Below are 6,530 nucleotides of genomic sequence, written 5' to 3'. Positions count from 1 at the left end.
TCAGGATAGGCCCCCAGTGATGTGTCTGAACCATGGCCATCAGCTTATCGTCCGGCAATCGACGGGACCCGTACGCTCGTCCTGAACGGCAAAGCCTGCCTCGATAGGTCAGCCGGTATCGGCGTGTGCTGAAGGACGTTTTGGACGGGGATACTCGCCAATGAGACATTGGGACTTGCTCGGTCGGTGCGGGCGTCCCGGGACCATATTGTCCCGGCAGTATCAGATGGCGCGGTTCAGCTGAAAACGGAGGAGGGGGCAGGGGCGCCGACGGCGCCTCAGGAGCGGAGCTTCCGCCCTCGTCCTTCCCCACAGCGGCCTGCGACGGGCTCGTCCTGGCAGCTGCGTCGAGGCGAGCCGTCTCAGTCCCGCAAGAGCATGCCCTGCGGGACGGCGCAGACGATCCCGCCGGCCGTTCGTCTCTGGCAAGCCGCTCATCGTCCGGGCGGGGGCGGTTGATCGCCCAGCATTTCCAGATCATCGGCCTCAAACCCGCCCTTGGGGCGCTCGACGAGCGTGAAGCGCCAGCGCTGGCCGCGCCTCAGTCCGGCAAAGCCGGCGCGCTCCGCCGCATGAACGTGGACGAAGACCTTGGGCTGCTTGTCGTCCCGCGAGATGAAGCCCCAGGCTCCACCCCGGTCGAGATATCTGATCGTACCGGTCGGCATGGTGCGTCCTTTCGGGCCAGGCCCTCCTCGGCGCAGGCGAGGCGCATCGCCGCAGCGGATGCACCCGCGATGATCGCCGCTGTCGATCCGCCTCGGCGCGGCACCGGGCTGTGCTGCGTCCCCGGCGATGTCAGCGCATCAGCAGCACCGGCGCGCAGACGGTGCGGATCATCGTCGTCGTCGTGCTGCCGACGATCAGGGTGCGCAGCGGCGAATGGCCGTAAGCGCCCATCACCAGCATCGCGCCGGGATGCGCCGCGATATGATCGCCGATCACCGCATCGACCTTGCCGTCACGCAGGACGGTTTCGGCACAGGCGGGCAGCGCGGCTGCGGCTGCGCCGAGCCGGTCGCGGTGTCGGCCGTCGTCCGGCCCCGCCATGACGAGATGGACCGGCAGACCATGGAACAGCGGCGAGGTCGCGACATGACGGACGGCGCGGCAGGCGGCGGGGCTGTCGTCGAAGGCGATCACCACCGCGTCGGGGGCCGCGGCGTCGCGCGAGGCGATCAGCACCGGCCTGTCGCTGGCGCGCACGACGCGTTCGACCTTGGAGCCGATATGGTCGGTCGCGAACGCGCCCGACGCGCCGCGCTTGCCGATGATGACCAATGCAGCATCGGCCTCGCGCTCGACGATCGTCTCCACGATCCCGCCATGCCGGTGCAACGGCGCGACCGCGATGCCCCGTGCCGTGAGGCGGGCGCCGCCTGCGTCGAGCAGGATGCGCCCTTCCTCGATGGCGAGACGCCCCGCCGCTTCCTCGATACGGGTCAGTTCCTCCAGCAGCTCGCTCTTGACGCCGAGGCCGATCGCGCCGCTGTGATCGTTGCGCGATGCGACGGCCTCCCGGCGCTGGACGACGTGCAGCAGCTCGACATCGGCGCCGAGCCGGGTCGCGGCCCAGGCCGCCAGATCGACGACGCTGGTCGCATAGGCGGATGCATCGATACAGGCCAATATGCGGTTCATAAGCCCTCTCCTCAATGGGCGCCGAGCGCCGCTTCGGCGCCGGGCTTGTCATGGACGGCGAAGCGATCGACCATCGTCGCGCTCGCCTGATTGAGGCCGACGACCTCGACATGGGTGCCTTCGCGGCGGAACCTGAGGATCGCCCTGTCGAGGCTCCCCACCGCCGAAATGTCCCAGAAATGCGCGGCGGTCAGGTCGATGACGACCGTGTCCAGCACCGCCTTGAAGTCGAAGGCGTCGGCGAACCGCTCGGACGAGGCGAAGAACACCTGACCCGAGACGCGGTAGGTCCGCGTCCGGCCGTCCGCGCTGAGCTCGGACGTCACGTCGAACAGGCGCCTGACCTTGCCGGCGAAGAACAGGCCGGACAGGATCACGCCCGCGACCACGCCCTGCGCCAGATCGTGCGTCGAGACGACGACCAGCACCGTCACCAGCATGACGACCGAGGATTGCCACGGATGGCTCCTGAGGGTTCTGATCGATCCCCAGGAGAAGGTGCCGATCGACACCATGATCATCACCGCGACCAGCGCCGGCATCGGAATGCGCGCGACCAGCGGCCCCAGCACGACGATCAGGAACAGCAGGAACACGCCCGAGACGAGGGTGGAAAGGCGGGTCGAGCCGCCCGACTTCACGTTGATGACCGACTGGCCGATCATCGCGCAGCCACCCATGCCGCCGAGGAAGCCGGTCAGGACATTGGCGATGCCCTGTCCCTTCATCTCGCGGCGCTTGTTCGATGGCGTGTCGGTCAGATCATCGACGATCTGCGCGGTCATCATCGATTCCAGCAGGCCCACCGCCGCCATCGTCAGCGCATAGGGGAAGATGATGCGCAGCGTTTCCAGCGTGAACGGCACCTGCGGGATGCCGAAGGCGGGCAGCGACGAGGGCAGCTTGCCCATGTCGCCCACCGTGTTGACGTGCACGCCGGCAAAGATCGAGACGATCGTCAGGATGACGATCGCGACCAGCGGCGACGGGATCGCCTTGGTCAGCCGCGGGAACAGATAGATGATCGCCAGGCCCGCCGCGACCATCGCATAGGTTTCCCACCCGACGTGGGTGAGCTGGGGAAGCTGCGCGACGAAGATGAGGATCGCGAGCGCATTGACGAAGCCGGTGATGACCGAGCGCGACACATATTGCATCAGCCGGTCGAGCTTGAGGAAGCCGGCGACGCCCTGGATCAGCCCCATCAGGATGGTGGCGGCGAACAGGTACGGGACGCCGTGATCGCGGATCAGCGGCAGGACGAGAACGGCGATCGCCGCGGTCGCGGCCGAAATCATGCCGGGGCGTCCGCCCACAGCTGAGATGATGACGGCGATGGAGAAGGAGGCAAACAGCCCGACGCTGGGATCGACGCCGGCAATGATCGAGAAGCCGATGGCCTCCGGGATCAGCGCGAGCGCGACGACGATACCCGCCAGCACGTCCGCGCGCGGGTTCGAGAGCCATTCGCGTCGCAGCGAAGTAGCAAATGTCATGTAGAAACCTGATCGCAATAGCGAGGGGCGCACGCCGTCAGACGCGTTCGATCAACGATGCTCGGAAGCGAGGCCCAAATTCGCTATGGTTATCCCGGGGATAGGCGCCGGGCCGAGCCACCCGAATCGATCCGGGTCCGTCGAAGGCCCTTAGATAGTCACTGATCGGCCCATATTGCAACTGCGGACATCCGTGGCGTCGCCTCGGCCTTCCGGTCCGCCGATCCCGGCCGTCAGGATCGTCGCGCCGTCGCGAGGCGCGACCGGCCCGTGGCGGTGGCGTTCGGGCTGCACCAGCGCTGCCCCTCCGACCATAGCGACGCTTCGCGCCGTTCGGGGACGGCCGGAGGATCGACGCCGGGATATCGGTCCGGCGCGCGCAGGCATCAGGCCTGTCCGATCCGCAGCGCCAGCGCCGCGAGGGTGACGAGGAGGACCGGCACGGTGAGCGTGACCCCGACCCGGAGATAATAGCCCCAGCCGATCCGCACGCCCTTCTGCCCGAGGACGTGGAGCCACAGCAGGGTCGCGAGCGAGCCGATCGGCGTCACTTTGGGGCCGAGGTCGCACCCGATGACGTTGGCGTAGATCATCGCGTCCCTGACCGCCCCGGTCGCATGCGTCGCGTCGATCGACAGCGCGCCGACCAGAACGGTCGGCATGTTGTTCATCAGCGACGACAGGAGGGCTGCGATCACGCCCGTTCCCAGCGCCGCGCCCCACACGCCGCCCTGCGCGATGCGGTCGAGCAGCGCTGCCAGATGATCCGTCAGGCCGGCGTTGCGCAGGCCGAAGACGACGAGATACATGCCCAGCGAGAAGATCACGACCTGCCAGGGTGCGCCGCGCAGCACCGCGCCGGTCTGGATGACATGGCCGCGGCCTGCGACCGCCAGCAGCAGGATCGCGCCGGCCGCGGCGACGGCGCTGACCGGCACGCCGAGCGGTTCGAGCAGGAAGAAGCCGGCGAGCAGCAGCGCGAGGACGATCCCTCCGGCGCGGAAGGTCGCAGCGTCGCGGATCGCCTCGCGCGGCGCCCGCAGCGCCCCGACGTCATAATCCTGCGGGATGTCGCGCCCGAAGAACAGCAGCAGCGCGCCCAGCGTCGCGGCGATCGAGACGAGGTCGACCGGCACCATCACGGCGGCATAGTCGCGAAACCCGATCCCGAAGACGTCGGCGGATACGATGTTGACGAGGTTCGAGACGACCAGCGGCAGGCTGGCGGTATCGGCGACGAATCCGGCCGCCATGACGAACGCCAGCGTCGCTCTGTCCCGGAAGCCCAGCGCGCGCAGCATGGCGATGACGATCGGCGTCAGGATCAGCGCCGCGCCGTCATTGGCGAACAGCGCCGACACCGCCGCGCCGAGCAGCACGATCAGCACGAACAGCCGCCGTCCGTGCCCCTTGCCCCAGCGGGCGACATGCAGCGCCGCCCATTCGAAGAATCCGGCTTCGTCCAACAGCAGGCTGATGACGATGATCGCGACGAAGGCGGCGGTCGCGTTCCAGACGATCCCCCATACCACCGGCACGTCGGACAAGGTGACGACGCCGGCGAGCAGCGCGACGATCGCACCGCCCATCGCGCTCCACCCGATGCCGAGGCCCTTGGGTTGCCAGATGACGAGCGCGATCGTCGCGACGAAGATCAGGACGGCCAGCAGCATCAGACGAGGCGCTGGCCCGAAGCGTCCACCACAAGCTCGCCGTCCTCCTTCGCGAACGCGCCGAGCTGGTCGCGCGGCAGCAGATCGAGCACCGCTTCGGACGGCCGGCACAGCGTCACGCCGAGCGGCGAGACGACCAGCGGCCGGTTGATGAGGATCGGATGCGCCATCATCGCATCCACCAGCGCCTCGTCGGACAGCGCCGGGTCGCCCAGGCCCAGCTCCGCATAGGGTGTGCCCTTCTCGCGCAGCAGCGCGCGCGGCGTCATGCCGGCGCGGTCGATCAGCTCGACCAGCAGCGCGCGCGAGGGCGGCGTTTTCAGATATTCGATCACGTGCGGCTCGATGCCGGCATTGCGGATCAGGCCGAGCGTGTTGCGCGACGTGCCGCAATCGGGGTTGTGATAGATGACGATATCGACGGCCACGGGGCGTCCTTTCAGCAGCAGGGGGCGAGTTCGGCGAGCAGCGGCGCGCACACGTCGGGTGAGCCTGCGCAGCAGTCCTTGACCAGAAACAGCGTCAGCGCGCGCAGACCGTCGAGGTCGGCACGGTAGATGATCGATCGACCGTGCCGTTCGGCGCGCACGATGCCGGCGCGCGCGAGGATGCCGAGATGCGCCGACATGGTGTTTTGCGGCACGTCGCACTGACGGGCGATATCGCCCGCCGCCAGGCCGTCCGGCTCGTGCCGCACCAGCAGCCGGAACACGTCCAGCCTCGTACCCTGCGCGAGCGCGCCCAGCGCGGTGATCGCCAAGTTCTTATCCATATATCCAGCATAGCGGATATCTCGTGGTGCGATAGCCGTGTCTGGCGGTTTTCCGCCGCAATCGGTGTCCGGGACCGCATGCTGCGATGGCGTTCGGGACGATCCGCCCGCAAGCCGGACCGGCGGCTCGGTGTTCGCGGCGACGGCCTCCCCCGGTCCGCCATCCGGATGCGAGGCGCGCGTCCCGGCCGGATCCGCCCGGATGGACCGGCGGATGCCGCCCGTCCGGCGGGCGTCAGTTGGCCGGCGGCCGGATGAGGACGGCTCCGGTCATCGTCCCGCCCGGCCGCGATGCGGAGTCCGGCGTTCGGCGGCGAGGCCGGCGCGCATCGCCCGTCACCGGATCAATAGGGCGGAGCGCGACGCTCGCGCTGGCTGCGGGCGGCCTCCGTCCACCAGCCGAGGTCGTCGGCGAAGCGCGGGAAGGCGTGGCTGAGGGCGGCGCCGCCATCGCCCGCCGGCGCGCCCGCCGCGTCGAAGGCATGGCCGATCCCGCCGACCGCGATCGTGCTCGACACCACCACCATGCCCATCTCGGACAGGATGCCGTGCCAGGCGAGCCCGGCGCGCGCGCCGGCGAACCGCCCGGCCGAGTAACTGACGATCGCCGCCGGCCGCCAATACCATTCCTCCAGGAAGTGGTCGGTGAGGTTCTTGAGGCCGGGCTGGACGCTCCAATTATATTCGCCGGCGACGAAGACGAAGGCGTCGGCCGCGCTGATCTTCGCGGCGAGCGTCTCCAGCGCGGGCGGCGCCTCGCCCTCGGGATATTCCTTGTACATGCGGTCGAGCATCGGGAGATCGAGCGCCTTGGCGTCGACCAGCTCGGCCGCTGCACCCCGCGCCGCGAAGGCGCCGACCAGCCATTCGGCAAGCGCGATGCCCTGCCGGTCGGAACGGTAGGAGCCATAGAAGATCAGTATCCGGTCGCCCATCGCGACGTCTCCC

At 68.8% G+C, this 6,530-nt stretch carries 7 protein-coding genes and 1 other annotated feature; all 7 genes read right to left on the bottom strand.

From position 1 onward, the window contains the following. Positions 1-434: 434 nt before the first annotated feature. The gene (locus tag V8201_RS17330; RefSeq protein ID WP_336546065.1) at positions 435-668 is read right to left on the bottom strand and encodes a cold-shock protein; all 234 of its coding nucleotides are present in this window, start codon (positions 666-668) and stop codon (positions 435-437) included. A 130-nt stretch (positions 669-798) separates the two neighbouring features. After that, complete coding sequence (locus V8201_RS17325; RefSeq protein ID WP_271301078.1) at positions 799-1,641, bottom strand: universal stress protein; 843 nt, start codon at positions 1,639-1,641, stop codon at positions 799-801. Positions 1,642-1,652: 11 nt separating this feature from the next. Beyond that, positions 1,653-3,137 (bottom strand): SulP family inorganic anion transporter, encoded by a 1,485-nt coding sequence (locus V8201_RS17320; protein ID WP_271301077.1) that lies wholly within the window; start codon positions 3,135-3,137, stop codon positions 1,653-1,655. An 87-nt stretch (positions 3,138-3,224) separates the two neighbouring features. Further along, positions 3,225-3,279, bottom strand: a sequence feature (sul1 is cis-regulatory element that is thought to sense ions involved in sulfur or methionine metabolism; They are found in Alphaproteobacteria). 244 nt (positions 3,280-3,523) lie between these two features. Further along, a complete protein-coding gene (locus V8201_RS17315) occupies positions 3,524-4,810 on the bottom strand; it encodes an arsenic transporter (RefSeq protein WP_037535067.1) in 1,287 nt (428 codons plus the stop codon). After that, positions 4,810-5,238, bottom strand: coding sequence for an arsenate reductase (glutaredoxin) (arsC, locus tag V8201_RS17310; RefSeq protein ID WP_037535068.1), 429 nt, complete (start codon positions 5,236-5,238; stop codon positions 4,810-4,812). Before arsC ends, V8201_RS17315 begins: the two co-directional genes overlap by 1 nt. An 11-nt stretch (positions 5,239-5,249) precedes the next feature. Next, positions 5,250-5,582 (bottom strand): ArsR/SmtB family transcription factor, encoded by a 333-nt coding sequence (locus tag V8201_RS17305; protein ID WP_336546064.1) that lies wholly within the window; start codon positions 5,580-5,582, stop codon positions 5,250-5,252. 344 nt (positions 5,583-5,926) lie between these two features. Next, positions 5,927-6,517 (bottom strand): NADPH-dependent FMN reductase, encoded by a 591-nt coding sequence (locus V8201_RS17300; protein WP_037535070.1) that lies wholly within the window; start codon positions 6,515-6,517, stop codon positions 5,927-5,929. Between the last annotated feature and the right edge of the window lie 13 nt (positions 6,518-6,530).

This window comes from Sphingomonas kyungheensis, from assembly GCF_037120395.1.
GTDB lineage: Bacteria > Pseudomonadota > Alphaproteobacteria > Sphingomonadales > Sphingomonadaceae > Sphingomonas > Sphingomonas kyungheensis.
The sequence above is the reverse complement of the archived record's forward strand: the minus strand, read 5'-3'. Positions and strand labels throughout refer to the sequence as shown.

What these genes read in the sequence shown, in the direction of transcription:
- V8201_RS17330 (WP_336546065.1), bottom strand. Translation starts at nt 668, where the DNA reads ATGCCGACCGGTACGATCAGATATCTCGACCGGGGTGGAGCCTGGGGC.
- V8201_RS17325 (WP_271301078.1), bottom strand. Translation starts at nt 1,641, where the DNA reads ATGAACCGCATATTGGCCTGTATCGATGCATCCGCCTATGCGACCAGC.
- V8201_RS17320 (WP_271301077.1), bottom strand. Translation starts at nt 3,137, where the DNA reads ATGACATTTGCTACTTCGCTGCGACGCGAATGGCTCTCGAACCCGCGC.
- V8201_RS17315 (WP_037535067.1), bottom strand. Translation starts at nt 4,810, where the DNA reads ATGCTGCTGGCCGTCCTGATCTTCGTCGCGACGATCGCGCTCGTCATC.
- V8201_RS17305 (WP_336546064.1), bottom strand. Translation starts at nt 5,582, where the DNA reads ATGGATAAGAACTTGGCGATCACCGCGCTGGGCGCGCTCGCGCAGGGT.
- V8201_RS17300 (WP_037535070.1), bottom strand. Translation starts at nt 6,517, where the DNA reads ATGGGCGACCGGATACTGATCTTCTATGGCTCCTACCGTTCCGACCGG.